This is a genomic window from Pseudoclavibacter chungangensis (assembly GCF_013410545.1).
GTDB classification, from domain to species: Bacteria; Actinomycetota; Actinomycetes; order Actinomycetales; family Microbacteriaceae; genus Pseudoclavibacter; species Pseudoclavibacter chungangensis.
In genome coordinates, this window is record NZ_JACCFV010000001.1 from 2,045,469 (window position 1) to 2,070,752 (window position 25,284).

19 protein-coding genes are annotated in these 25,284 nt (G+C 71.0%); 10 read left to right on the forward strand and 9 right to left on the reverse strand.

The features are described 5' to 3' along the window. Positions 1-39: 39 nt before the first annotated feature. Positions 40-1,263 carry an MFS transporter gene (locus HNR16_RS09165; protein ID WP_158040826.1) on the reverse strand — a complete coding sequence of 408 codons (1,224 nt, stop codon included), beginning with the start codon at positions 1,261-1,263 and terminating at the stop codon, positions 40-42. A 96-nt stretch (positions 1,264-1,359) separates the two neighbouring features. Here HNR16_RS09165 and HNR16_RS09170 point away from each other — a divergent pair, with 96 nt between their 5' ends. Next, positions 1,360-2,403 carry a LysR family transcriptional regulator gene (locus HNR16_RS09170; protein ID WP_218868418.1) on the forward strand — a complete coding sequence of 348 codons (1,044 nt, stop codon included), beginning with the start codon at positions 1,360-1,362 and terminating at the stop codon, positions 2,401-2,403. On the opposite strand, the gene HNR16_RS09175 is transcribed toward HNR16_RS09170, so the two are convergent. Continuing rightward, positions 2,349-3,401: a helix-turn-helix transcriptional regulator gene (locus HNR16_RS09175; RefSeq protein ID WP_158040827.1), complete on the reverse strand. Its 1,053-nt coding sequence runs from the start codon at positions 3,399-3,401 to the stop codon at positions 2,349-2,351. The genes HNR16_RS09170 and HNR16_RS09175 overlap by 55 nt on opposite strands. Before the next feature lie 63 nt (positions 3,402-3,464). Here HNR16_RS09175 and HNR16_RS09180 point away from each other — a divergent pair, with 63 nt between their 5' ends. Together HNR16_RS09180 and HNR16_RS17850 are read left to right on the forward strand one after the other, a co-directional pair. Then, positions 3,465-5,402 carry an excinuclease ABC subunit UvrA gene (locus HNR16_RS09180; RefSeq protein ID WP_218868419.1) on the forward strand — a complete coding sequence of 646 codons (1,938 nt, stop codon included), beginning with the start codon at positions 3,465-3,467 and terminating at the stop codon, positions 5,400-5,402. Further along, positions 5,399-5,710 (forward strand): hypothetical protein, encoded by a 312-nt coding sequence (locus tag HNR16_RS17850; RefSeq protein ID WP_218868420.1) that lies wholly within the window; start codon positions 5,399-5,401, stop codon positions 5,708-5,710. Before HNR16_RS09180 ends, HNR16_RS17850 begins: the two co-directional genes overlap by 4 nt. Before the next feature lie 117 nt (positions 5,711-5,827). On the opposite strand, the gene HNR16_RS09185 is transcribed toward HNR16_RS17850, so the two are convergent. Next, positions 5,828-6,409, reverse strand: coding sequence for a TetR/AcrR family transcriptional regulator (locus tag HNR16_RS09185; protein ID WP_158040828.1), 582 nt, complete (start codon positions 6,407-6,409; stop codon positions 5,828-5,830). Positions 6,410-6,508: 99 nt separating this feature from the next. Here HNR16_RS09185 and HNR16_RS09190 point away from each other — a divergent pair, with 99 nt between their 5' ends. Then, positions 6,509-6,895, forward strand: coding sequence for a DUF1304 domain-containing protein (locus HNR16_RS09190; RefSeq protein WP_158040829.1), 387 nt, complete (start codon positions 6,509-6,511; stop codon positions 6,893-6,895). A gap of 228 nt (positions 6,896-7,123) precedes the next feature. Here HNR16_RS09190 and HNR16_RS09195 read toward each other — a convergent pair whose 3' ends face one another. The 4 genes from HNR16_RS09195 to leuS all read right to left on the reverse strand — a co-directional run bounded on the left by HNR16_RS09195 (position 7,124) and on the right by leuS (position 14,628). After that, the gene (locus HNR16_RS09195) at positions 7,124-10,000 is read right to left on the reverse strand and encodes a ComEC/Rec2 family competence protein (RefSeq protein WP_158040830.1); all 2,877 of its coding nucleotides are present in this window, start codon (positions 9,998-10,000) and stop codon (positions 7,124-7,126) included. 11 nt (positions 10,001-10,011) lie between these two features. Further along, positions 10,012-11,337 carry a helix-hairpin-helix domain-containing protein gene (locus HNR16_RS18805; protein ID WP_225737879.1) on the reverse strand — a complete coding sequence of 442 codons (1,326 nt, stop codon included), beginning with the start codon at positions 11,335-11,337 and terminating at the stop codon, positions 10,012-10,014. A gap of 117 nt (positions 11,338-11,454) precedes the next feature. After that, positions 11,455-11,976: a DUF3995 domain-containing protein gene (locus tag HNR16_RS09205; RefSeq protein WP_158040831.1), complete on the reverse strand. Its 522-nt coding sequence runs from the start codon at positions 11,974-11,976 to the stop codon at positions 11,455-11,457. Positions 11,977-12,066: 90 nt separating this feature from the next. Then, entirely contained in the window at positions 12,067-14,628 is a 2,562-nt protein-coding gene (gene leuS / locus HNR16_RS09210; protein WP_158040832.1) for a leucine--tRNA ligase, read from the reverse strand. Between the two features lie 226 nt (positions 14,629-14,854). Here leuS and HNR16_RS09215 point away from each other — a divergent pair, with 226 nt between their 5' ends. Beyond that, entirely contained in the window at positions 14,855-15,769 is a 915-nt protein-coding gene (locus HNR16_RS09215; RefSeq protein WP_158040833.1) for a DedA family protein, read from the forward strand. Between the two features lie 119 nt (positions 15,770-15,888). On the opposite strand, the gene HNR16_RS09220 is transcribed toward HNR16_RS09215, so the two are convergent. Then, positions 15,889-17,172 (reverse strand): MFS transporter, encoded by a 1,284-nt coding sequence (locus HNR16_RS09220; RefSeq protein ID WP_158040834.1) that lies wholly within the window; start codon positions 17,170-17,172, stop codon positions 15,889-15,891. Positions 17,173-17,243: 71 nt separating this feature from the next. On the opposite strand from HNR16_RS09220, the gene HNR16_RS09225 reads away from it, so the two are divergent. Next, the gene (locus HNR16_RS09225; RefSeq protein ID WP_158040835.1) at positions 17,244-18,215 is read left to right on the forward strand and encodes a GlxA family transcriptional regulator; all 972 of its coding nucleotides are present in this window, start codon (positions 17,244-17,246) and stop codon (positions 18,213-18,215) included. Between the two features lie 72 nt (positions 18,216-18,287). Here the strand turns inward: HNR16_RS09225 and HNR16_RS09230 are convergent, their stop codons facing one another. Continuing rightward, complete coding sequence (locus HNR16_RS09230; RefSeq protein WP_179558177.1) at positions 18,288-18,947, reverse strand: TetR/AcrR family transcriptional regulator; 660 nt, start codon at positions 18,945-18,947, stop codon at positions 18,288-18,290. Positions 18,948-19,219: 272 nt separating this feature from the next. Here HNR16_RS09230 and HNR16_RS09235 point away from each other — a divergent pair, with 272 nt between their 5' ends. The 4 genes from HNR16_RS09235 (at position 19,220) to HNR16_RS09250 (ending at position 25,269) form a co-directional block, all read left to right on the forward strand. Then, positions 19,220-19,957 carry an SOS response-associated peptidase gene (locus HNR16_RS09235; RefSeq protein WP_158040837.1) on the forward strand — a complete coding sequence of 246 codons (738 nt, stop codon included), beginning with the start codon at positions 19,220-19,222 and terminating at the stop codon, positions 19,955-19,957. An 88-nt stretch (positions 19,958-20,045) separates the two neighbouring features. After that, entirely contained in the window at positions 20,046-21,281 is a 1,236-nt protein-coding gene (locus HNR16_RS09240; RefSeq protein WP_225737881.1) for an App1 family protein, read from the forward strand. A 150-nt stretch (positions 21,282-21,431) separates the two neighbouring features. After that, complete coding sequence (locus HNR16_RS09245) at positions 21,432-21,755, forward strand: DUF6504 family protein (RefSeq protein ID WP_158040838.1); 324 nt, start codon at positions 21,432-21,434, stop codon at positions 21,753-21,755. A gap of 22 nt (positions 21,756-21,777) precedes the next feature. Continuing rightward, positions 21,778-25,269, forward strand: a complete 3,492-nt coding sequence (locus tag HNR16_RS09250) for a DNA polymerase III subunit alpha (RefSeq protein WP_263971457.1) — start codon at positions 21,778-21,780, stop codon at positions 25,267-25,269. The last annotated feature ends 15 nt before the right edge of the window (positions 25,270-25,284 follow it).

The window sequence follows — 25,284 nt, forward strand, 5'->3', positions numbered from 1 at the left end:
GACGACAGCGGTCGCTGGTCGCTGGTCGCTGGTCGCTGGTCAACGAGCATCCGGTCCCACGGGGTCGCGCGTGGGGCCCGGCCGGAGGAGCCCGACGAGGAGGGAGGCCCCCGCGAGTGCGGCCGCGACCCACAGCATCGGGAGGACACCGGCGGCCTCGACCACGAAGCCGCCGCAGGCCGCGCCGAGCGCGATGGACCCCGTGAAGACGCCCACGTACAGCCCGGTGATTTGCTCCACCCGGTCCGGTGCGGCCGCTCTCATCCACAATTGCGCCCCGACCGACAGTCCGCCGCAGGCGACGCCCCAGAGCGCGATGGCCGCGACGGCCGCGAGCACACCGCCGAATCCGGCGAGGATCGCGATCGCGACGGTGATCCCGGCGGCGAGCAGGAGTACGGTGTGTCGGGGACGGCGACCCGCGGCGGCACCGGCGACGAAGTTCCCGGCGAGCCCGAACACGCCGTAGAGCAACAGGAGCAGCGCGATGGCGTCGGCCGAGAGGTCGGTCCGGCTCTCGAGCACGGGGCGCACATAGGTGTAGGCGGCGAAGTGCGCCGTCACCAGCAGCACCACGACGACGAGGCCCGTGACCACGGCCGGACGCAGGAGCGGCCGGCTCGCGGAAATCGCATGCGATGCACCGTCGCCGGCCGGTCGACGCAGCTTCGGCAACCCGAACAGCATCGCGAACGCGACCGCGAGCGCCAGCGCGGCGAGCGAACCGAAGGCCACCCGCCAGCCGAACGCGTTGCCCACGAAGGTGCCCAGCGGCACGCCAAGCACCGAAGCGGACGCCACGCCGCTGACGGCGAACGAGACGGCGAGGGCGGCATCACGCGGCGCGACGAGGCGGATGGCGACGGCCGACGCCAGGCCCCACACGACACCCATGCCGATGCCGAGGACGACTCGGGAGACCACGAGCACACCGAACCCGCCCGCGATCATGGTCAGCACGTTCCCGAGGGCGAGGACGAGCATGGCGGCCGCGAGCACCGTCCGGCGATCGAGGTCCCCGAGGAAGCGCGGCGCGACCGGGGCGGTGACGGCGGAGGCGAGCCCCGTGACGGTCAGGCTCGTCCCCGCCGCCCCGGCGGAGATCCCGAGGCCGTCGGCCATCGGCGTGAGGACCCCGACCGGCAGCATCTCCGAGGTGACCACGATGAACGTCGCCAGCGTGACGACACCCACGGCCAGCCACTGCCGCGGGGTCGTCCGGTTCTCGTGGATCGAGGCAGAACGGGAATCAGCTGAGGTCATGGATCCAAGCCCATCGCCCGACAGCGCTCGGAACAACAGCGATCTGCTCATCGATCGATGAGCACGACTGATCGATCGACGTGTACGCTCACACGCATGGGCGGCGAGTACCCGACGATGCATCAGGCGAACATCCAACAGATCGAGTGCCTGATCACACTCGCCGACGAGCTCCACTTCGGTCGCACCGCCGAGTGTCTGGGGTACTCGCAGTCCCGCGTCAGCCAGCTCGTCGCCGATCTCGAAGCGCGTGTGGGGGCGCGATTGGTCGAGCGCACGAGCCGCCGCGTCGCCCTCACCCGGGTCGGTGCGCAATTCGTGGACGAGGTCCGTCCTGCCTACCGTTCGCTCATGCGGACGTTCACCCGCGCACGCGAACGCGCGCTGCGCGGAGCGGTCGAAGAGCTGCGGATCGGGTTCACCGGCGTGATCTGCGAAGAGATCACGGGCGTCTTCCGCGCCCTGTACGAAGCGCACGGGATCGCGGTGCGCACCCACGACCTCCCGCTCGGCTCCCCCTTCGCCGCCGTGCTCGACGGCGAGGTCGATGCCGTGATCGCCGAGCTTCCCGTCCACGAACCCGAGCTGGTCGTCGGCTACCGCTTCCCACCCCAGGATCAACTCGTGGCGGTCGCGAGCGACCATCCCCTCGCGGCTCGGGACGCACTCGACGTCGAGGAACTCGCGGGTCTCGATCTGCTGCACCGGATCGGGGAGGCCCCGGACTACTGGAAGGCCGCCCGCACCCCACCGGCAACACCTCGCGGCGCGACGATCCACTCCACCATCGGGATCACCTCCATCCAGGAGGGCCTGGCACTCGCGGCCTCCGGGCGACAGGCACTGCTCACGTGTCGCCCCTTGGCCGAGCACCAGTCACGAACGGACCTTCGCTTCGTTCCCGTCCGTGGGCTCGAAGGCACAAGCCAGCTCGGTCTCGTCTGGCGCGGCGACTGCACGAGCCCCCAGCTGACCGCCCTGGCGCAATTGCTCGATGCCGACGACAGCGTCGATCGTCGGGCCGGCGCCCGGGTGGATCCGGTGCCGACCGAGCGCGAGCGGGCGACCCGCGCGCGGCGTGCCGGTCATCGGCCGCCCGCGTCACCGCACGTGGCCTCGACGTTCTCGACCGGGTCGTGACGGGACGCGCCGGCCGTCCTGCCGGGGGTCCCGTCGCCGCCCCGATCGGTCGTCGCCACGGCGGCCGATGCCGCGAAGCTCGCCACGGCCTCGCGCCATGACGCGGGTTCGTCGACGGTGAAGGCGCACTCGAGCCTGCTGAGGTGGAACAGGAGCCACTGCCAGGACTCGCATCGCAGCGTCACACGGGTGCGGCCCTCGTGGACCGCCTCGACGTCGATCGACTCGAAGGCCAGGGCCGCGACGACATGGTCGACGGGAGCCTCGACCGTGACGACGGCTTCGCGGGTCGAGCGCTTCGTGCCCGCTCTCACGAGATCGAGGGCCGTCTCGCTCGGCATCGGGCGCGGGCGGAACTCGGTCGTGCGCACGAACAACCCGGTCACGCGGTCCGTGCGGAACACCCGCCAGTCGTCCCGGTCCGAATCCCACGCGACGAGATACCAGCGCAGCAGGTGGTGCACCTGCGCGTGCGGTTCGACCCGCCGGTGCGACTCCCGATCACCACGGCGATAGTCGAACTCGATCTCCCGGTGTTCGTGGACGGCGGTGGCGATCCGCATGACGTCCGAGATGTCGACGGTCGGTGCCCGGAACGGCTCGACCTCGACCCCGCCCCGCACCGTGGCGGCGCGCGTCGCCAGGCGCGGCGGAAGCACCTGATCGAGCTTCCCATAGGCCCTCGTCATCGCCTCGCCGATGCTCCCGGGTCCCCCCGAATCGGCGCTCGCGCTCGCCGCGAGCACGAGCATGATCGCGACGACCTCGTCCTCGTCGAACATCAGCGGAGGAATGGCCCGTCCCGCGGCGAGCCCGTAGTGACCGCCCGGCCCGGGCGTGGCGGCGACGGGATAGCCGTACGCGCGGAGTCGGTCGATGTCGCGCCGCACCGTGCGCTCGCTCACGCCCAGCCGTTCGACGAGTTCGGCCCCCGTGAACCGCCGCTTGGTCTGCAGAAGGGCGAGCAGATCGAGCATCCGCCTCGTGACATCGGCCATGCACGCCATGCTCCCATCGAATCCGGCCAGGATCCGGCCGGATCCCCGCATAGCGTCGGGACCATGACCGAATCGACCATTCGTGTGCGTCACGCCGTGACCAACAACCTCGACCGACTCAATGTCGACATCCGCCGGAACCGGCTCGTCGTCGTCGCCGGTGTCTCGGGCTCCGGGAAGTCCTCGCTCGTGTTCGACACGATCGCGGCCGAGGCCGGCGCCGAGCTCAACGAGACCTACCCGCCGTTCACCCGCAACCGCTTGCCGAAGTGGACCCGGCCCGATGTCGGCAGCATCGACGGGCTCTCCCCCGTCATCGTCATCGACCAGCGGCGGCTCGGGGGGAACGCCCGTTCGACCGTCGGCACGATCACCGATGCGTGGACCTACCTGCGTCTCCTGTTCTCGCGACTCAGCGAGCCGTACGTCGGCGAGTCGACGGCGTTCTCCTTCAACGACCCATCGGGCATGTGCCCGAGCTGCTCGGGCATCGGTGATGTCGTCGCACCGGATGTGGGCACGTTCCTCGACCTCGATCGTCGGCTCGACGAGGGCGCGATCCTGTTGCCGGGGTTCGGCGAGGGGCGGTACTGGTACCGGAAGTACGCCGACATCGGCGTCTTCGACGTCACGACGCCGTTGCGCACCTGGCCACGGGCGCACCTCGACGCACTGCTCCACGGTGGGGAGTACGTGAACGCGCTGGGCGTCGAGGTCCCCAAGGACTACGAGGGTGTCGTCGAACGCTTCGAACGCATCTACCTGCGAACCGCCGACGACCTCTCCGAGCGCAAGCAGAAGACGATCGCCGCCTTCACCCACACGACGAGGTGCCCCGACTGCCTCGGTGAACGGCTGAACGAGGCCGCCCGGAACGCCACGGTGAACGGGCACACGATCGGGGATCTCGCGCACCTCGAGATCACCGAACTCCGAGACGTCGTCGAACGGATCGACCGACCGCAGGTGCGCAGCGTCGTCGAGGCACTCCTCGCGCGACTCGACGCCATGAACGCCATCGGACTCGGGTACCTGCATCTCGCCCGCGCGACCTCGTCGCTCTCCGGCGGTGAATCGCAACGCATCAAGGCGGTCAAACACCTCGGTTCGAGTCTGATCGAGATGCTCTACGTATTCGACGAACCGACCGTCGGCCTCCACCCCCACGACGTCGACGCCATGGTCGACCTGCTCGTCCGTCTCCGTGATCGCGGGAACACCGTCCTCGTCGTCGAACACGATCCCGCGGTCATGGCCCGGGCCGACGAGATCATCGAGATCGGCCCCGGCCCGGGTCCCGCCGGCGGCCGCCTCGTCTTCCAGGGAAACTACGACGAGCTGCTCGAATCCGACGGACCGACCGGCCGTGCGCTCCGTTCGCGGTTTCCCACGACCGCGGTGCCCCGGAATCCGTCCGGCGCGATGACGATCGCGAACGCGACGAGGAACAACCTCCGCGGCATCACGGTGGAGATCCCACGGACGGTGCTGACCGTGCTCACGGGGGTCGCGGGCTCGGGGAAGTCGAGCCTCGCGGCCGAAATCGTCGCCCGGTGCGGAGCGATCATGATCGACCAGCGTCCGGTCTCGGCGAATCGTCGATCGACGCCGATCACGTACACCGGTATCGCGCAGCCACTGCGGAAACACTTCTCGGCGCGCACCGGAGCGCCCGAGAGCCTCTTCGGCGCGAACGGCGACGGCGGCTGCCGACGTGCCGAGGGCTCGGCGTCGTCTACACCGATCTCGCGTTCATGGACGGGCAGGAGACGAGTTGCCCGAGCTGCGGCGGCACGCAGTTCAACGACGAGGCACGTGCGCACCTCGTCGACGGACTGTCCATCGCCGACGTCGAGCGGCTCTCGATCACCGAGGCGATCGCGCGACTCGATGCTCCCGCGATCCGGTCGCGACTCGTGCACCTCGAGCGGGTCGGCCTCGGCTACCTCGCGCTCGGACAACCCCTCAATACGCTCTCGGGCGGCGAGGCACAGCGCGTGAAGATCGCCAAGGAACTGCGAGATGCCGACGAGCCGAGCGTCTACGTGCTCGACGAGCCGACGACGGGTCTCCACCCGAGCGACATCGCCCGCCTCGTGTCCGTACTCGACGACCTCGTCGAGCACGGACACACCGTCGTCGTCATCGAGCACAACCTCGACGTGATCCGTCGCGCGGACTGGCTCATCGATCTCGGGCCGGGCCCCGGTCGTCACGGTGGACGCGTGCTGTACGCCGGCCGGGTCGACGGTATCGGCGACACGGCGACGGGGGACGCGCTGCGGGCGGACGCCGTGGCCCCCGTCTGACGCTCCCGAACCGTGTGACCGACGGGCCGTCGCGCGACGGTCGACGCGCGCTCCGATGGGGCCACGGCGCTCAACGGGAACGCGGAGGAAGGGCGAGTCCGCTCGCCTCGGCGCTCCTCAGGCCGGCCGTTCTCGTGTGATGAGCTCGTGGGCGGTGGCGAGTGTGTGGATCGCGACGTCCGGAGCGACACGCACGAGGGCGAAGGCCGCCACGACCAGATCGGTCACGGCATCGGTCAGCCGGTCCGCGTCCGCAGCGGAGTCGTCGGCGAGGAATGCCCGAACGCCGTTGCCGATCGCGGCGTGCAGTTCGTTGCGGTAGTCGATGATCACCCGGGCGACGTCGCCGTCAGCGGCGAGTGGCGTGGCGGCGGCATTGACGAGGAGGCATCCGGGCGGACCCACCGCACGCGAGAACACGGCCCGGAGTCCGTCGAGGTAGTCCAGGATCGCTGCTCGGTCGACCGTCACCGACCGGAGCGGGCGCAACCGGGGGCGGACGACCTCGTCCAGATAGTTCTGAACGGCCGCATCGAAGAGTCCCCGTTTCGAGCCGAAGGTGTTGTAGATGCTCGACCGACTCAGCCCGGTCGCCCCCTCCAGCGTGGGAAGCGAGGCTCCGGCGTAGCCGTCACGCCAGAACACCTCGAGCGCCGAGCGCACCACCTCGTCCCGGTCGAAGGCCAGGGTTCGAACCATGCCGAGCGCCTCCATTCCGTATCGTTCGGTTCAGTATATATTGAACTGATCGATACAGAACTGCATGCGGTCACCACCGCATCTCGAAAGGAATCCGCCATGCTCATTGCCGGACTCGTCCTCGCGGGTCTCGCCGCGCTCGTCCACGTCTACATCTTCGTGCTCGAATCGTTGGCCTGGGCGGGTCCGCGCGCGCGGGCCACGTTCGGACACACGGCCGAGCAGGTGGAGGCGACGAGGGCGCTCGCGTTCAACCAGGGCTTCTACAACCTCTTCCTCGCCATCGCCGTCGTTCTCGGGATCGTGTTCGTCGCCGTCGGCCAGCTCGCGATCGGCGCGACCCTCGTGTTCGCCGGCGCCGGTTCGATGGCCGCCGCTGCGATCGTGCTGCTGCTTTCCAGCCCCGACAAGTCCGCCGCCGCGCTCAAGCAAGGACTCGTCCCGCTCCTGGGCGTCATCGCCCTCGCCCTCGGCCTCGTGCTCTGACCCCGACACGGGGCGAGCGGGACGAGCACCTCGGCACGACTGCGTCCATCGACGCCCGGATTCCGTTCACCCGTCATCCCGGTGTCGACCGACCACCGACGACGTCGACACCGCCGGCGCGAAGCGCACCCTCTCTGAGACGGGCACCCGCCGCCCGTCAGCACACGCGCAACGGCTCCGGTCGGACGCGCGCGGCACGTACCACCGCGACCGGCGGCATCATCGTGATCACCCCGATCGACGCCGATCATCGACGCCGACAACCGCGTGGAGGACAGCCCTCATGGCGGGCGCCGCCGCGCACCACGAGAGCCCCTGATCGGCGCGTGACCCCATCGGGCACACGGAACCCGGGTGGCATTCGATGCGACACGAACGGGACCGGTGCGCGCTGCGCCTGCGCCACGAGACGCGGGCGCCCCGCTCGCTCATCCCGCGCTCACTCCACACGGCGACCGGTGGTCTCGCGGCGGCACCGTCGCCACGCTCGGGAACACCGTGCGCACTCGTCTCGCCGCCCTCCCCCGCCGAGCCGATCGTGATGGTGCCGAGGAGGTCGGTGCGCAGCGGTGTCGTCCCCGCGGCGTCGAGCATCGCGAGCGCGGCGTCCGTCGGGTGTCCGTAGTCGTTCCCTGCGCCCGCCGAGACGACGCCGACGGTCGCCCCGATCGCCGCCGTGAGCGCCGCGGACTGATCGGCCGAGCCGTGATGCGACACCTTGAGGACGTCGGCCCCGAGCGCGACGGCGGAGTCGGCCAGGACGGCGTCCTGTTGCGGCTCGCCGAGATCGCCGAGCGCGACGAGCGACAGGCAGTCCGCGACACACGCCGAGGTCGGGTCGACCCGCACCGCGAGACTCGACGCGTTGCCCTCCCGCGCCGAGGGGCCACTCTCCGCCTTCGGCCAGAGGACGCGCCACGACGTGTCGCCGAACGCGAACGACGCACCCGCGGCGAGCGGCCGGACCACCGCGCCGTGGGACGCGAGTCGTGTGACGATGCCCTCGCTCGCCGCCTCACGGGTATCGGGCACCGCGACCTCCGCGACGCGTCCCGCGAGCGAGTCCGCGGCGCCGACATGATCGTGATCGAAGTGCGAGAGCACGAGCAGATCGACCCGATCGACCCCGAACAGGTCGAGGCACCGATCGAGCAGCACGTCGTCCGCACCGGTGTCGATGAGCGCGATGCGCTCGGCCGCCCGGACGAGCAGGGCATCCCCCTGACCGACGTCGCACGCCGCGAACCGCCACGTCGTCGGCCGCGACAGCCGCTCGTGCAGGCCGCCGCCGAGCGACAGGCCGCTCCACAGCACGAGGACGAGCACCGTGATGCCACCGACGGCGAGCCGGAGTCGACGCAGCGGTGCCTCCCGCGCCCGCGTTCCCACGAGCGCGGCGACACCGAGCAGGAGCGCGGCGAACGACACCGCGCCGGCCACGCCCGGCAGCCACGGCCAGCTCGCCCCGGGCCACGACGCGACGGCGGTCGCGACCATGCCAATCCACTGCGCCGGGAGCCATGCGAGCCACAGCACCGGTGCCGCCACGGCCGGCGACGCACCCCCGACGAGGCACGCGAGCAGGCCGAGCACGGTCGCGATCGGCGCCGCCGGCGCGGCGAGCAGGTTCGCGACGACCCCGTACACGGGCACGCTCGGCTCGAGCAGGAGCAGCACTGGCTGACAGCACAGCTGCGCCGCGACGGGCACCGCGATCGCGGCCGCGACGGGACGCGGCACGACCCGCGTGAGCCGTTCCGCGAGGGGCCCGGCCACGACGACGAGCCCCGCCGTCGCCGACACGGACAGCGCGAACCCGGCATCACGAGCGAGCCCCGGATCGACCGCGAGCAGCACGATGACGGCGAGCGCGAGCAGCGGCACGCCCGCCGGGCGACGGCCGAACGACCCCGCGGCGAGCACGACGGACGCCATGACCGCCGCCCGCACGACACTGCCCTCCGGCGTGACGAGTAATACGAACACCGCGAGCGCGAGGGCAGCCGCCGCGACACGGATGCCACGTCGTACCCCGAGCGCGCGGCCGACGAGCAGGACCGCGGCGACGACGATCGCGCAATTGGAGCCGGACACCGCGGTGAGATGCGCGAGCGACGACGTCTTCATGTCCGCGTCCAGTGCCGTGGGCACGCCTCTCGTGTCGCCGACCGCGAGTCCCGGGAGCAGTGCACCGCCCACACCGGGCAGTGCACTCGCGGCCCCGACGAACCGGGTGCGCAGGGTGTCCGTCCCCGCGAGAAGCCCGCCGGGCGGTGCGCGCACCAAGGCCGTCGCGTCCGCGAACAGGAGCGCGGACACGTCGTCGCCGGGATCGGTCGCCCGCAGCCGTCCCTCGACCGCGACGGACGAGCCGATGCCCGGGGCACCCCCGTCCGCGTTCGGCTCGATCGTGCCGAAGACGAGGACGGGTGCCTCGATCGGAACGGCGACATCGTCGACGATCAGGCGTGTGGTGCGCACCTCGAACCGCGCCTCGTCCCGGGGCCGTGTCCCGTCGCCCTCGGACGCCCCTTCCGCCGCGGTCCCGTCGAGCGCCGCCGGCGGGACGAGCCCCGTGATGACCCCCTCGATCCGGACCGTCCCCGCGTCCGCGGCCGCGAGCAGCACGGTCGGCCTCGTCCGGGCGGCGTCGAGGGCCGCCGCCGCGGCCACGAGCGCGACGACGGCGGCCACGAGACCGCCCACGGCCACGAGCTCCCGCACCGGGCGACGGAACCGCGCACGCCCGCCCGTCCGGGCACCGTCGTCGTTCGGCGAGGCCCGTCTCGTCGCTCGACGGAACGCTCCGTCCCGATCTCGCCCCGCGCGACGGACGTGCATCACGACGACGAGTGCACTCGAACCGATCGCCGCGAAAGACGCGACGAGTGCGGCCGCTCCGGCCGCGTCCGATCGACCTGCCACGAGGAACGCCGTGAGCCAGGCCGCGACCGCGGGAGCGACGAGCCGGAGGTCGTGCACGGGCGTCCGTGGCCGCTGTCGCGCCGCCGCGTCCCCGGTACCGGCCGACGTCGGACGCGCGTTCGCGAGGTGTCGGCGCGCCGCCCTCGCACCGGGTTCGTCGCGAGCTCCGACGTGCCGCATCGCGTGCACGGTCAGACCGTCACGAGCGCTTCGAGTTCCGCGAACGTGGCCTCACCGATGCCCGACACCTGCAGCAGTTCGTCCACGCTCGTGAATCCGCCGTGCTCCTCGCGGTAGGCGATGATGCGGCCGGCGATGGCCTCACCGACCCCGGGGAGCTCCTGGAGCTCGTCCGAGCTCGCCGTGTTGAGATTCACGAGCGAGGTCGCGCCGTCCGGCGCGGCGTGCTCCGGCGGCGCTGCCTCCCCGAGCACCGGCACGCGGATCTGCTCCCCGTCGACGATCGGACGGGCCAGGTTGAGCGCTTGCTCGTCGGCCCCCTCGGCGAACCCACCGGCCGCCTGAACCGCGTCGAGGACGCGCGAACCGTCGGCGAGCTCATGGACTCCGGGTGCGAGCACGGCGCCGGAGACGTGCACGATCAGGCTCGCGCTCGCGGTCACCGACGGTTCGGCGTTCGCGGTGCCGTCGGCGGGAGCGGCCTCGACGGGCGACTCCCCCGCCGCCGTCGTCATCGGCTCGACGACGCTCGTCGTCCCGGGGCGGAGCGCCGTGAGCAGGACCGTGGCCGCGAGCGCGACGAGCACGAGCACGACGGCCGCGCCGACACCGACGCGCCATCGCGGCCCCCGGTCGGGGCCGAGCAGCGAACGAAGGTTCCGTTCGTCGACCCGTCGCTCGAGCGAACCCTGCTCACGTGCCCGAGCGCCACGGCGGCCCGCGTGCCCGTGACGTTCGTCGTGATCGTCGTACGCCTCGTCGGGCTCGTCCTCGTCCAGTCCGAACGTGTCGTCGTGGTGCCACGCGTCGGACTCCTCGCCGTCGAGGTGATCGGCGGGATACCAGAGGTCGGCGTCGTCGTCGAGTCGGTCAGCGACGTCGTCGTCGAGTCGATCCCCGTCGGGATCGTCGTCGAGGGCCCGACGGTCGCCCGGTCGCGCCCGAGCGGGCGTCGTGCTCGACGCGCCACGACGGGCGTCCGGCTCCGAGAACCGACGCGTTTCCGCCGCCTCGTCGGACCACAGCGGGCCCGTCCGACGGGACGCGATCGGTGGTTCGTCGTGTTCGTGGTGCCCCCGCGCCGATGCATCACGGCTCGGTCGGTGCCGCGTCGCCGAGTTGTATGCCGATCCGTCGGGGCCCGAGCTCGACGATCGGTGCTCGCGGCCGTCGTCACCCGCACCGGTCACCCCGCGAAGGCGCTCGAGTCCACTCGCCGCCGGACGCGCCCACGCGCTCGTCGACTCGGCGCGGTTCCACGGCACCGCCGTCGCGCGTCCGCGCCGCTCGGAGCCGCTCGCGGCGGCTCCACCCGTCTCGTCTCTCGTCCCGATCACGACGGCGACGCTATGAGGCGCCCCGCCCGAACGTCCCCGATGATCGACTCCGCTGTGGAGGACGCGGCCGTCCCCAGGTCGACCGCAACCACGTCGCTCCGTCGACGGACGCGGCCACTACCGCGGCTCGTCGACGGTGTCCCGGTGCAGGGAGCGCGCACCGCGCCGCGAACGCCAGAGGCCGATCAGGAGTGTCGCGCCCCAGAGCGCGAAGAGCGGATCCCACAACAGCGCGTGGCCGAGCAGGGCCGCCCGATCGACGGGCCCGTCCGGAACGATCCACCCGAGCAGCACGGCGGCGCTCGGGATGATCCCGCTCACGCCGTAGACGACGAGCCCCGCACCTCCGAGCCACGAGAGGGCGCGCCAGAACCGACGCCACGGGAGGCCGCGTTCGGCAAGCACGGGAATCCACGCCGCCGCGAGCTTCACCGTCGCGACGACACTCAGGAGCAGCGTCACGCCTCCCGGCATCGCCCGGGCCGCCTCGACCGCGCTCGTCCCGACGGTCGAGAGCAGGAACTCGCTGCCCGCTGCCCACCAGATGCTCGGCAGCGCATGCAGCGTGCCGAGGACGGCGGCGATCAGCAGGAACACACGTCCGCGCCCGTCCGACCGGCTCCCCACTCCCACCGACATGCCGCGACCATAGCGGGCCCGGCTCCGGGCGTGCCGGGCCGTCGCCGATCACCGGGAGTCGCCTCGAAGGGCGACACATCCCGCCCGGCGTCAGCCCTTGACGGCGAAGTTCACGAGCTTGGGTGCCCGCACGATGACCTTCACGATCTCCTTGTCACCGATCGCCCGGACGACGTTCGCGCTCTCGCGCGCGAGCTTCTCGAGCTCCCCGTCGCCGATCGAGGGCGACACCTGGAGCACGTCGCGGACCTTGCCGTTGACTTGCACGACCGCCTTCGCCTGCTCCTCGCGCAGCAGCGACGGGACCGGCTCGGGCCACTTCACGAGTGCGACCCCCGGCTCGTGGCCGAGCTTCTCCCACATGTCCTCGGCCGTGTACGGCGCGAACAGGTCGAGCACGACCGTGATCGCCTCGGCCGCCTCACGCACGGCGGGGTCGCCGGCGCCGGGGCCCGAGTCGATCGCCTTGCGCACCGCGTTCGTGAGCTCCATGAGCTTCGCGATGACGACGTTGAACTTGAACGACGACGCGAGGGGCCCGACCTCCGAGAGGAAGCGGTGCACCTGACGCCGCAGCGCGAGATCGCCGCGCTGCACGTCGGCACCCGGCTCGCTCGTCACGTCGTTCGCGACGCGCCACGCGCGCGCGAGGAACTTCACGCTCCCCGCGACCGACACGTCGGCCCAGTCGACGTCGTCCTCGGGCGGCGAGGCGAACATCATCGTGAGTCGCACGGCGTCGACGCCGTACGTCTCGAGCTCCTCCGAGAGCTTGACGACGTTGCCCTTGGACTTCGACATCTTCGTGCCGTCCATGATGACCATGCCCTGGTTGAGCAGGGCCGAGAACGGCTCGGAGAACGTCACGTAGCCGAGGTCGTAGAGGACCTTCGTGATGAACCGCGCGTACAGCAGGTGCAGGATCGCGTGCTCGACACCGCCGATGTACTGGTCGATGGGGGCCCACTTCTCGGCCTCGGCCGGGTCGAACGCCTGCGTGTCGTCCTTCGGCGACAGGAACCGCAGGAAGTACCACGACGAGTCGACGAACGTGTCCATCGTGTCGGCGTCGCGCTGCATGGGCGCGCCCGTCGTCGGGTCGGTCGCGGCCATCCACGCCGCGTCGCCCCCGAGCGGGGAGGTGCCGCGGGGACGCAGGTCGAGGCCCTCCGCATCGGGCAGCAGCACGGGCAGCTGGTCCTCGGGGACGGGCACCTCGACGCCGTCGGCGCCGTGCAGGATCGGGATCGGCGTCCCCCAGTACCGCTGACGCGAGATGAGCCAGTCGCGCAGTCGGTAGTTCTTCGCCGGGCGCCCCGTGCCGCGCTCCTCGAGGATCTCGATCGCACGCGTGATCGCGTTCCGCTTCGACAGACCGTCGAGCGGTCCCGAGTTCGTGAGCCGTCCCTCCCCCGTGAGTGCCTCGCCCGTGACCGAGGGGTGCAGGTCCTCGAACTCGGGCAGCGAGCCGTCCTCGGGGATGACGGGGATGACGCCCGTGACGGGCTGGGTCGTGTCGACGACGACGCGCACCGGCAGGTCGAAGGCGCGGGCGAAATCGAGGTCGCGCTGATCGTGCGCCGGAACGGCCATGATCGCGCCGTGACCGTAGTCGGCGAGCACGTAGTCCGCGGCCCACACGGGCAGGCGCTCACCGTTCAGCGGGTTGACGGCGTAGCGCTCGAGGAACAGCCCCGTCTTCGGCCGCTCGGTCGACTGCCGGGCGATCGAATCCAGCGAACGGACCTCGTCGAGGTAGCTCGCGAAACGCTCCCGCGTCGCCGCCGAGGCGTCCGCGGCGAGCTCGGCCGCGAGATCGCTCTCGGGCGCGACGACCATGAACGTCGCGCCGTACAGCGTGTCCGGTCGCGTCGTGAAGACGGTGACCTTCTCGTCACGCCCCTCGATCTCGAAGTCGACATCGGCACCGAGCGAACGGCCGATCCAGTTGCGCTGCATCGTCAGCACCTTCGCGGGCCAGTGGCCCTCGAGCTGGTTCAGGTCGTCGAGCAGACGGTCCGCGTAGTCCGTGATCTTGAAGTACCACTGATTGAGCTTCTTCTTCGTGACGACCGCGCCGCAGCGCTCGCAGTGGCCGTCGACGACCTGCTCGTTCGCGAGCACCGTCTGGTCGTTCGGGCACCAGTTCACGTCCGAGAACTTGCGGTACGCGAGCCCCTCCTCGTACATCTTCAGGAACAGCCACTGGTTCCAGCGGTAGTACTCGGGGTCCGAGGTGTGGATGACGCGGTCCCAGTCGAAGCTCACGCCGTAGCGGCGCATGCTCTCGCGCTGCTGCGCGATGTTCGCATAGGTCCAATCGCGCGGGTCGCCACCGTTCTTGATGGCGGCGTTCTCGGCCGGCAGGCCGAACGAGTCCCAGCCGATCGGGTGCAGCACGTTGAAGCCGCGGTGGCGCCAGAAGCGGGCGGCGGCATCGCCGAGCGCGTACTGCTCGGCGTGCCCCATGTGCAGATCGCCCGAGGGGTAGGGGAACATGTCGAGGACGTACTTGCGCGGGCGCGTGTCGCCCGGCACCGAGGAGTCGAAGAGTCGCAGCTCGTCCCACACGGGTGCCCACTTCCGCTCCAGGGCGCGGAAGTCGTAGTCCTGGGTGTTCTCGTCACGCTCGGTGGTCACGGTGCAGTTCATCCTTCGACGGCGGCTCGGCGACGCCTTCGCGGCAACGCCCCGGCGACGGCACGGGAACGGCCGACGCAACTTTCCCAGCGTACTCGCACGAGCGGTGGCGGGGCGTCGCCGGAACGTGACCGGCGGGCCGCCCGCGGGCCGCGGATGCGAGCGCCACTCGACTCCGTCGTGACGCGCCCGCCCCGCACCCGGATCGGGCCCAGGACCACGCGCGTAGCCTTACCGCATGCTCGACGGCGTCCTCGACACCATCCTCGGCACGATCCGCGACCTCGACCCGGTCGTCCGCACCGTCGCCGCCGGGATCGCGATCCTGCTCGAGACGAGCATCCTCATCGGACTCGTCGTGCCCGGCGACACGATCGTGCTCGTCGCCGCGACGGGCGTCGTCGGCCCCGTCCAGTGGCTCTCCATGATCGCCGCCGTCATCGTCGGCGCGCTGTGCGGCGAGAGCATCGGCTTCCTCATCGGACGCTTCTTCGGCCCACGCATCAGGGACTCGCGGCTCGGTCGAAGACTCGGTGAGCACCGATGGCGCATCGCCGAACGCTTCGTCGAGCGTCGCGGCGGCGTCGCCGTCTTCGTGTCGCGGTTCGTGCCCGTCCTGCACTCGCTCGTTCCGCTCACGGTCGGCATGAGTTCGATGTCGTACCGCACGTTCATCGCCTGGACGCTCCCGGCGTGCGCGCTCTGGTCGAGCGTCTACGTGTCGGTCGCGGCGACCGCGGCGCTCAGCTACGACGAGATCTCCCGCAGCCTGCACATCGGCGGCTACGTGTTCGTGGGCATCATCATCGTGTTCGTCGTCGTGGTCTGGGCCGGCAAGAAGCTGCTGCAGCGCCTCCTGCACCACGAGCTGCAGGACCCGGGCGCGACGGCGCACGACGTCCCCGACGACACCGGCGCGACGGCCGACACGGCACCGGCGCGCGGGACGGACCTCGACGCGCGACGGACCGACGAGACGGCGTCCGCCCCACTCGAGATCGACTCACGGCAGATCGGGGTCGACGCGCGGCAGGACCGCGACGAGCAGTCGGCACCCGGTACGGACGACCTCGAGGCCGACACGGCCGGGGAGTCGCACGGGAGCGAGGGCACCGCGACGAACGCGCGATCGAGCGGGCGACGCCGGGCGTAGGCCGGGACGGCCGGGCGTCGGCGATCGGACCATTGTCGGGACAGGTCGGGACGGGTCGGGACGGGTCGACACCGACCGAGCTTCCGAGCCACGCGTGCGCGCCGGGCGTGCGCGCCGCGTCACGATCGGAGCTCCGGTGCAGGACGTGCGCCTCGCCACAACAGGGTGACGGCGATCGCCAGGACGACCATGACACCGGACAGCACCGTGGTGAGCGTCCAGCCGAACCACCCGATCCCGGCCGCGCCGAACGCGGTTCCGAGGCTGCCACCGATGAAGTACGCGAGCATGTATCCGCTGTTGAAACGGGCGGGGGCCGCGGGGTCGATGTCGAGGACGGTGCTCTGATTCGCGACCTGCGCGGCGAACAGCCCCGCATCGAACACGGCGAGACAGATCATCGTCGCGGCCATGCCGGGGAGGACGAACCCGAGCGGGATCACGGCGGCGAGCGCCAGGACCAATCCCGTGAGGACGACCCTGCGGGCACCGACCCGGTCGGTCCGACGCCCGGCGATCGGCGTCGCGACGAGGCCGGAGAGTCCGGCCAGCGCATACAGCCCGACCTGTTCCGAGGTCGCGGCGTACGGGGGCTGGACGAGCGTCACCGCGAGCCCCGACCAGACGGCGCAGAACGCGAAGAACCAGCTCGCGCCGCGGATCGCGGCGATGCGGAGCGCCGGATGACGGACGAAGAGTCCCGGAACGGAGCGGAGCGTTGCGAGGTAGCCCGTCATGGGCGCGGTTCGCGGCGCCTTCGGGATCAGCATCAGGCAGCCGAGCCCGAACACGGCGCAGGCCACGGCGAAGCAGCGCAACATGACGTCCCACCCGAGCGCCTCGGCGAGCGATCCGCCGACGACCCTCCCCGCGAGGATGCCGACCGAGATGCCCGCAGTGACCACCCCGAGGGTCGTCGCGCGCCGGAGCGGCTCGGCGAGCCGTCCGACGAGCGTGGTCATGCCCGCGCCGACCACCGAACACGCACCGGTCACGGCGACGAGCAGCGCCAGCTGCGACGCGCTGACGACCAGGGAACTCAACATCAGACCGGATGCGAGCACCGCGAACTGGAGGCAGAGCACCAGGCGAGGTAGACATCGATCGACCAGCGGAACGATGACGGCCAGGCCGATCATGTAGCCGATCGGGCCCCACGCCAGTGCGATGCCGATGTCGGGGACCGCTGTGCCGATCGATGCGGCGACGTCGCCCACCGCGGGCTGGAGGACGTAGATCGTCGAGGTTCCCAGTGCCGCGGCCGCCGTCATGAACAGCACGACGAAGCCGCCGAGTCCGGTGACGCCCCGTCCTGCCTCCGCCGACGAGCCGTGCGTGTCCGCCTCGAATCGATCTGCACCCAGGACCGGGTCGGAGTCCTCGTCCCGTCGTTCCTCGTTCATGAGGTCCAATGTCGTCCGGGTCGGCCGACATGACGAGAGTCCGAAATGACACCAATGGTACATTTTCGGTCATGTCGCAGACGATCGCACTCGCCCTCAGCCCCGGGGTCCCGCTGTTCGAACTCGCCGGGCCGTGCGGGATCTTCGGCGTCGACCGCAGCGACCTCACCGGCACCGACTGGTATCGATTCATCGTGTGCGGCCCACCCGCGGCCGCCGTCGATCAGTGGTTCACCGCCACCACCCCGTACACCTATGACGACCTCGCGGCAGCGGACACCGTCATCGTCCCCGCGTGTCATGACGCCGCGCTCACACCCGACCCGGATCTCGTCGAGGCGATCCGGGACGCATCGTCCCGCGGCGCACGCATCGCATCGATCTGCACGGGCGCCTTCGTGCTCGCCGCCGCCGGCGTGCTGGACGGACGCACCGCCACGACGCACTGGCTCCACGCGCGAACGCTCGCCGAACGACACCCCCTCGTGACGGTCGATCCCGACCCGCTGTACATCGACCACGGCGACGTCCTGACCTCAGCCGGAAAATCCGCGGGAATCGACCTCTGCCTCCACCTCGTTCGGACCGACTACGGTGCCCGCGTGGCCAACGACGTGGCTCGACGACTCGTGAGCGCACCCCACCGCGAGGGGAACCAGCGACAGTACGTGGATCCCGTCACGCTCCCCCCGACGAGCGACGACCTCCGGGAAACCCTCGACTGGGCGATCGCCCACCTCGATCGACCCATCACCGTCGACGAGCTCGCCCGGCGGGCGCACGTCAGCGCCCGAACCCTGCACCGACAGTTCCACCGGCGCATGGGAACCAACCCGCTGGAGTGGCTGAACACCCAGCGGGTACGCCGAGCACAGCACCTTCTCGAAGTGTCCGACCACACCATCGACCGCATCGCCGAGGAAAGTGGCTTCGGGAGCGCGATCACACTCCGACGTCATATGCACAGTGCACTCGGCACGACGCCCGACACCTACCGGCGGACCTTCGGTCGACGTGACGCGCGACGCACGCAACACGCCTGAGCGGCATCGACACACGCCGCACTCGGCTCTCGCGTCACCTCCGTGGCGCGGACGATCTCACGACCGGAACGGCTACGCCGCGGCGCGGGCCTCGAAACGCTCGGTCACGAGATCGATCGCCGTCGAGCTCGCACCGCGTGCGATCGCGAGGAGACGTTCGTCGCCGGCCCGGGCGCCGACGAACGCCCGCTCGACGAGCTGATGGACGAGGACCGTCACGACGCCGACGTCGTCCGCGAGCGCGTTCCTGGCGTCGTCGTCCACCGTGAAGCGCTCGGCGACATCGTGCGCGATCTGCTCGCGCGGGCTCCGGTCGGTCCGCAGTGCCGGCCCCACGAGCTGCTGCTCGCCCTCGTGCAGGGGTGTGTCGAGGGTGTTGTCGAAGCCGATCGCCGACCAGCCCGGCTCGTCCCGATACCGCTCGATGAAACGCTCCGTCATCGTCTCGAGCGTGGCCCGGAGGCCGGCGGTCCCGTCGGACACCGACTCGAGTGCCGCGCTCACGTCGCCGTGCACGGCGGTCGCGTGCCGCAGCGCGAGTCCGCGGAGCACCGCGATGCGGTCCGGGAAATAGCGATAGAGCGTGCCGATCGCAGCCCCCGCACGCTCCGCGACGAGATTCGTCGTCAGCCGCTCGACCCCCACCTCCGCGACCACATCGGCTGTGGCGTCGAGCAGGGCATGAAGACGGGCGGTGCTCCTCGCTTGGATGGGCTCGGTGCGTAGCGACACGGGGGTCTCCTCGGTGTGATGGTGCATGGGGGGAGGAAGCAGACGCCCGAAGACGCCATGGGGAGACTCCGATCATCGGATCGGGGACAGGCACGGCGACCCCACCGTCGTCCGACGGCGAATCACCTTACAATTCATGGATCGTAGCGCGCCACGAGTACCGCAAACGCTGAAAAAGCCTGATTACACGGTTATTTATCTCGAGTCACGTAACTCGGCGCACTCTCGGCTGTTTCTTGGACCGAGCCCACGAGCGAGCGTAGGGTCGGAGCATGTGTGGACGTTTCGTCGTCGCCCGGGCCTCGAGCGAGCTCGTCGCGGAGCTCGACATCGACGAGGTCGGCGACGACCTCCCGGACCCCTCGTGGAACATTCCGCCGACGAGTCGCATCGCGATCGTCGCCGACACCCTCCCGCGCGGGAACGACGCGCCCGACGCGCAGATCACCCGTCGCCTCGAGGCCGCCTCGTGGGGACTCGTCCCTATCTGGGCGAAGGACCCCTCGGTCGGCGTCCGGGCATTCAACGCCCGCAGCGAGACCGCGGCCGACAAGCCGACCTTCCGCGCCGCCGTCGCGAAGCGTCGCGCGATCGTGCCCGCCTCGGGCTACTACGAGTGGCGGAAGCACCCCGACGGCTCGAAGCAGCCCTTCTACATCCACCCGAGCGACGGCCCGCTCCTGTTCGCCGGCCTCTACGAGTGGTGGCGCCCGCCGGGCGCCGGCCCCGACGAGCCCTGGTCGCTCAGCGCGACGATCCTCACGCGCCCATCGGCCGGCCCGCTCGCCACGATCCACGACCGCATGCCCGTCTTCGTCGACCCGGACGAGGTGACGAGCTGGCTCGACCCGCGGGTTCGCGGCGACGGGCACCTCGTCGCCGACATCGCCGACCGCGGTGCGATCGTCGCCGAGCGCCTCGAGCACGTCGCGGTCGACCCTCGCGTCGGGAACGTGCGCGTCGACGACCCGACCCTCATCGAGCCGATCGCGGAGGCCGACCCCACCTGAACCGAACGACCTCACCCGACCCCACCTGAACCGAACGACCTCACCCGACCCCCTGCACGTGTGGCGCACGACCTGCGAGGATGTCGGGGTGTCAGCGAACAGGTCCCTCCTGCGTCTCCTCGGGCGTCTCATGACGAAGTTCCCCCCGATCCGGTCCATCATCGACAACGCGGCCCGCATCGAGGACCGGGTTCGCCTCACGCGCGTCTCCACCGTGCGACGACGCGGGCACGTGACGATCGTCGAGCCCTACACGGCATACGGCTCGACCTCGTGGGTCCGCGTGCTCGCACGCGTGCAGATCGTGCCGCCACCCGGCCGACGACTGCGCGTGTTCGCGCGTCGCCGGGAGAGCGAGCGACGCGTGCGCGGCTGGCGCAGCTTCACACGAATCTCGGTTGGCCGGGTTCCCGCGACCGTCATCATCGACGGGGTCAGACACCGCGTGACGGCCGACCGCGGCGGCGTCATCGACGTGAACCTGCCCGCGAACCTCGCACCGGGCTGGCGGGAGATCTCCTTCGAGAGCTTCGACGGCCGCATCACCCAGGCACCCGCGTTCATCGTGGACGACGCGCAGCGCACGGGACTCGTCTCGGACATCGACGACACGGTCATGGTGACGGCGCTCCCCCGCCCGCTGCTCGCCGCGTGGAACACCTTCGTCCTCGACGAGCACGCCCGCACACCCACGCCGGGCATGAACGTGTTCTACGACCGACTCCTGCGCACCCTCGGCTACGAGTCGGCCCCGACGCTGTACCTCTCGACCGGTCCGTGGAACGTCGCCCCCACGCTCGCCCGGTTCCTCGGCCGCAACCTCTACCCTGCGGGGCCCCTGCTCCTCACCGACTGGGGCCCGACCCCGAACCGCTTCTTCCGCTCCGGCTTCGACCACAAGGTGGCGAACCTCGAACGGCTCGCGCGCGAATTCCCCCACATCCGCTGGGTGCTCGTCGGTGACGACGGTCAGCACGACGAGGAGATCTACGGCCGCTTCGCCACCGCGCACCCCGAGAACGTGCTCGCGATCGCGATCCGTGAACTGTCGACGAGCGAGGCCGTCCTCGCGGGCGGCCGCGTCGCCTCGTCGAAGTGGCAGGCCGACTCGGGCGTCCCGTGGGTGTACGGCCCCGACGGTGCCGCGCTCGCCGCACGACTCCACGAGGCGGGCATCCTCCAGGAGTCCGCCGAGCGCTCACGCGCCGAGACCCTCCTCACCGAGTACCGCGAGGAGGTCGCCGAGCGCGACGAGTTCATCCGCACCGACGGCCGAGCGGGCGACCTCGAGGACGACGAGACGCCCGCCCTTCGGGAGCACTGACCACACCCTCACGACACGCCGACGCGCCCGTTCCGTTCCGGGCGACACGGCGGTGCCGCCGCCCTCGACTGTCGATTCCCCGCCCCGGCGTCTACACTTCGATTCGAACATTTCTTCGAACCGCGAGGTGTCCCAGCACAGGAGGCGACGATGGAGGTCGGCGAGGCGGTCGATGTGGAGCTCTCCCCCGACGGGGCTCCCATTCGCTTCGAGTGGCGTCGGATCATGTACGGGGTCATCTCGACCCCCGAACCGTGGCTCGGACGGAGCGAGTGGTGGCGCCAGGTACCCCGCGCCCCGCGCGACGCCGACGGGCCCGGGTTCGAGCTCGAGCTGTGGCGCGTCGACGCCGTGCCGCTCGCCGCGGGCGGGCCACGCATCGACGGCACGTTCGACCTGCTGCGCGCCGCCGACGGCACGTGGACGGTCACCCGTGCCTGGAGCGATGAGCTCGACGCCCGATTGTTCGCGTAGGTGCGCCGTGCGTTCCGATTTCGTGCATCTTCACGTCGCCTCCGCCTTCTCCGCCCACCACGGCACCGCCTGGCCCGAACAGCTCGTCGAGGCCGCTGCCGTCGAGGGCGCACCGGCCGCCGCCATCACCGACCGGGACGGTCTCTACGGCGCGATCCGGCACGTCCGGGCCTGCCTCGAGGCCGGGATCGCCCCGATCGTCGGGGTCGATCTCGCGCTCGTCCCGACGCGCCGCCAGCGTGACCGCACCCGCTCCACCGATCCCGATCCGCTCCCCGAGCCACCCGAGCAGGCTCGCGTCACGGTGCTCGCCCACGGACACACCGACGGCGCGGGGTGGGCGGGTCTGTGCCGGCTCGTCTCCGCGGCCCACGCCCCGCGTCGCGGCGAGACGGCACGCTCCGCCGCGGGCAGCGCGAACCGTGCGGTCGGCGTCTCCCGGGAGCGCTTCTCACCGTTCCTCCTCGGCGAGGACGGCCCGATCGGCACCCTCCTGCTCGGCCCCGTGTCCGATGTCGGTCTCGCGGTCGCCGCGGGCGATGCCGCGGGCGCGGAACGCCTCCTCCGCCACTACGCGACGCTCCTGCCCGGCGCGCTCGCGGTCGAGATCGTCTGCCATCTCACGGAGCCCGGCCGGCCCGGCAGCCTGCGGCATGCGACCCGCATGCTCGAGCTCGCCGACGCCTGCCGCGTCCCCGCGGTCCTCACGAACCAGGTGCGCTACCTCCGCCCCGACGACGCGGTCACGGGCGATGTGCTCGACGCCGCGAGCACCCTGCAGCCGCTCGGCGGCTTCGAGGGGCAACCGAACGCGCAGGCCTGGCGCAAGCCCGTCGAACTCATGCGGACCGTCGCGGAGCTCGTCACGAGCCACTCCACACTCGGCCGCTCCGGAGCCGAGCAGCTGCTCTCCGCGACGGCACGGCTCGCGGAGCGGTGCGTCCTCGACCCCGTCACCGATCTGCACTGGCGCGAGCCGAAGGTGCCCGAGCCCGAGGTGATCGGCCTCACGGGCGATCCCGATCGAGCGCTCTGGCAGCGCTGCGAGACCGCCCTCGGCGAACGCTTCGGCCACCTCGCGGAGCGGGCGCGCGAGGACGCCTTCCGTCGCATGCGCGACGAACTCTGCACGATCCAGGACTTCGGCTTCGCCACCTACTTCCTCACCGTCGCCGACGTCACCGACCTGATCCGGAGCATGGGCATCCGCAACCAGGCCCGCGGTTCCGGCGCGGGGAGCCTCGTCAACTACCTCCTGCGGGTCTCGAACGTGAACCCGCTCGAACACGATCTGCTCTTCGAGCGATTCCTCGGGCGAGCGCGCTCGACGCTGCCCGACATCGACGTCGACGTCGAGTCGGCGCGACGTCACGAGGTCTACCGGGCGATCTTCGACCGCTACGGCTCCGAGCGCGTCACACTCCTGTCGATGCAGTCCACCTACCGCGCCCGCGGTGCCGTCCGCGACGCGGGCCTCGCGCTCGGCCTCGACGACGCACAGATCGATCTCGTCGCGAAGCAGCTGTGGCGCTTCGACGCGCGCCACTTCCGGGAGGCCCTCGGCGAGAAACCCGAGCTGCGCGAGCTCGCGGAGCTCATCGGCGACGACCGGGCACTCGACCTGCTCGTCGATCTCACGGAGCGCCTCGACCGGCTCCCCCGCCACATCTCCATGCACCCGTGCGGCGTGCTGCTCGGGAACGCCGGCCTGCTCTCCGTCACCCCCGTGCAGCCGAGCGGCATGGGACTGCCCATGAGCCAGTTCGACAAGGACGACATCGACGACGCCGGCCTCCTCAAGCTCGACGTACTCGGCGTGCGCATGCAATCGACCCTCGCGTACGCGGTCGGCGAGATCGAGCGCGTCCACGGCCCGAGCGCGGCGCTCGCGGGCGGGTTGCCCGTCGATGCCCGCTACGTCACGCCGTCCGGGCACGTCCACCTCGACGAGGTCCCCCACGACGACGAGCCGACGTTCGAGCACATCCGCTCGACGCACACGCTCGGCATGTTCCAGATCGAGTCCCCCGGGCAGCGGGAACTCATCGGCAAGATGCAGCCGGACGAGTACGAGGACCTCATCGCCGACATCTCGCTGTTCCGCCCCGGCCCGATGAAGGGCAACATGGTGGCGCCGTTCCTCGACGTCAAGCACGGTCTCGCCTCGCCCGACTACCTGCACGAGAACTTCCGCCCCTTCCTGCGGGAGACGTACGGGGTCGTGATCTACCACGAGCAGGTGCTCCGCATCCTGCACGCCTGCATGGGCATCGACCTCGCCGAGGCCGACGAGCTGCGTCGCCTCATGGAGAAGCGCGGCGAGGGCATCGAGGCGCGCTTCCGCCGCGAGACGGCCGCGAACCGCGACGAGCGGGGCCGTCGGCGCTACACCGACGCCGACATCGATCGCATCTGGAACGTCCTGAAGGGCTTCGGCTCGTTCGGGTTCTGCAAGGCACACGGTGCTGCGTTCGCCCTGCCGACGTGGCAGAGCGCCTGGCTCAAGACGCACTACCCGGCCGAGTTCTTCGCGGGCATCCTCACGCACGACCCGGGCATGTACCCGAAGCGGCTGCTGCTCGGCGACGCCCGGCGCATGGGGATCCCGATCCTCCCGCTCGACGTGAACCGCTCCACCGACGAGTACCGCGTCGAGCGCCTCCGCGACTCCGCGCCGGGGGCGGCGACGGAGCCGGGCGACCTCGGGATCCGGCTCTCGCTCGCCGATGTGCAGGGCATCACGATGGCCGAGACCGAGCGCATCCTCGCCGAACGCCCGTACACCTCGATCGGCGACTTCGCCGAGCGCGCCCGACCCTCCCGCCGACTGCTCGAACGCCTCGCCCTCGTCGGAGCCTTCGACGCGCTCGAGGCCGCACGGGTCTCGACGATCCCGCCCGAGCAGGGCGGCAGGGCGAGGCCGAGCCGCGCCGACCTCGTCGCCTACGTGCGCGAACTCTCCCGCGCCCGACGCCCACACCATCGGCACGAGGAGGAGCCCGAGCTCCCGATGCTCTTCGACGTGCACCCGGAGGTCGAGCCGCTCCTGCCCGAGCCCGATGCCCGTGCGCGGGTGCTCGACGAGCTCGACGTGCTGCAACTCGACCTGTCGGAGCACGTCATCGACAGCTACCGGCCGATGCTCGACGAGTTCGGCGTGACCCGCGCGGGCGATCTGCTGCGCATGCGGGGTGGCGCCGACGTCGTCGTCGCGGGCGTTCGCGTCGCGACACAGACCCCGCCCATGCGAACGGGCAAGCGGGTCGTGTTCATCAGCGTCGACGACGGCACGGGCTGTGCCGACGCCACGTTCTTCGAGGACGCCCAGGAGCAGTCGGGCCCGCTCCTGTTCGGGACGAAGCTGCTGATGATCAGCGGCACCGTGCGCCGCACGGGCGAGCGCGGCGTCTCGGTGCAGGCGGAGCGCGCGTGGGACCTCAAGCAGTTGTGGGCCCAGTGGAGTGCGACGAGACAGAACGGGATCGCCCCCGAGTCGCTCGGCGAGACGGCCTGATCGGCTCTCGCGCCA

Coding starts and splice junctions, on each gene's coding strand:
- HNR16_RS09165 (WP_158040826.1), bottom strand. CDS start 1,263: ATGACCTCAGCTGATTCCCGTTCTGCCTCGATCCACGAGAACCGGACG.
- HNR16_RS09170 (WP_218868418.1), top strand. CDS start 1,360: ATGGGCGGCGAGTACCCGACGATGCATCAGGCGAACATCCAACAGATC.
- HNR16_RS09175 (WP_158040827.1), bottom strand. CDS start 3,401: ATGGCCGATGTCACGAGGCGGATGCTCGATCTGCTCGCCCTTCTGCAG.
- HNR16_RS09180 (WP_218868419.1), top strand. CDS start 3,465: ATGACCGAATCGACCATTCGTGTGCGTCACGCCGTGACCAACAACCTC.
- HNR16_RS09185 (WP_158040828.1), bottom strand. CDS start 6,409: ATGGTTCGAACCCTGGCCTTCGACCGGGACGAGGTGGTGCGCTCGGCG.
- HNR16_RS09190 (WP_158040829.1), top strand. CDS start 6,509: ATGCTCATTGCCGGACTCGTCCTCGCGGGTCTCGCCGCGCTCGTCCAC.
- HNR16_RS09195 (WP_158040830.1), bottom strand. CDS start 10,000: ATGCGGCACGTCGGAGCTCGCGACGAACCCGGTGCGAGGGCGGCGCGC.
- HNR16_RS09205 (WP_158040831.1), bottom strand. CDS start 11,976: ATGTCGGTGGGAGTGGGGAGCCGGTCGGACGGGCGCGGACGTGTGTTC.
- leuS (WP_158040832.1), bottom strand. CDS start 14,628: ATGAACTGCACCGTGACCACCGAGCGTGACGAGAACACCCAGGACTAC.
- HNR16_RS09215 (WP_158040833.1), top strand. CDS start 14,855: ATGCTCGACGGCGTCCTCGACACCATCCTCGGCACGATCCGCGACCTC.
- HNR16_RS09220 (WP_158040834.1), bottom strand. CDS start 17,172: ATGAACGAGGAACGACGGGACGAGGACTCCGACCCGGTCCTGGGTGCA.
- HNR16_RS09225 (WP_158040835.1), top strand. CDS start 17,244: ATGTCGCAGACGATCGCACTCGCCCTCAGCCCCGGGGTCCCGCTGTTC.
- HNR16_RS09235 (WP_158040837.1), top strand. CDS start 19,220: ATGTGTGGACGTTTCGTCGTCGCCCGGGCCTCGAGCGAGCTCGTCGCG.
- HNR16_RS09245 (WP_158040838.1), top strand. CDS start 21,432: ATGGAGGTCGGCGAGGCGGTCGATGTGGAGCTCTCCCCCGACGGGGCT.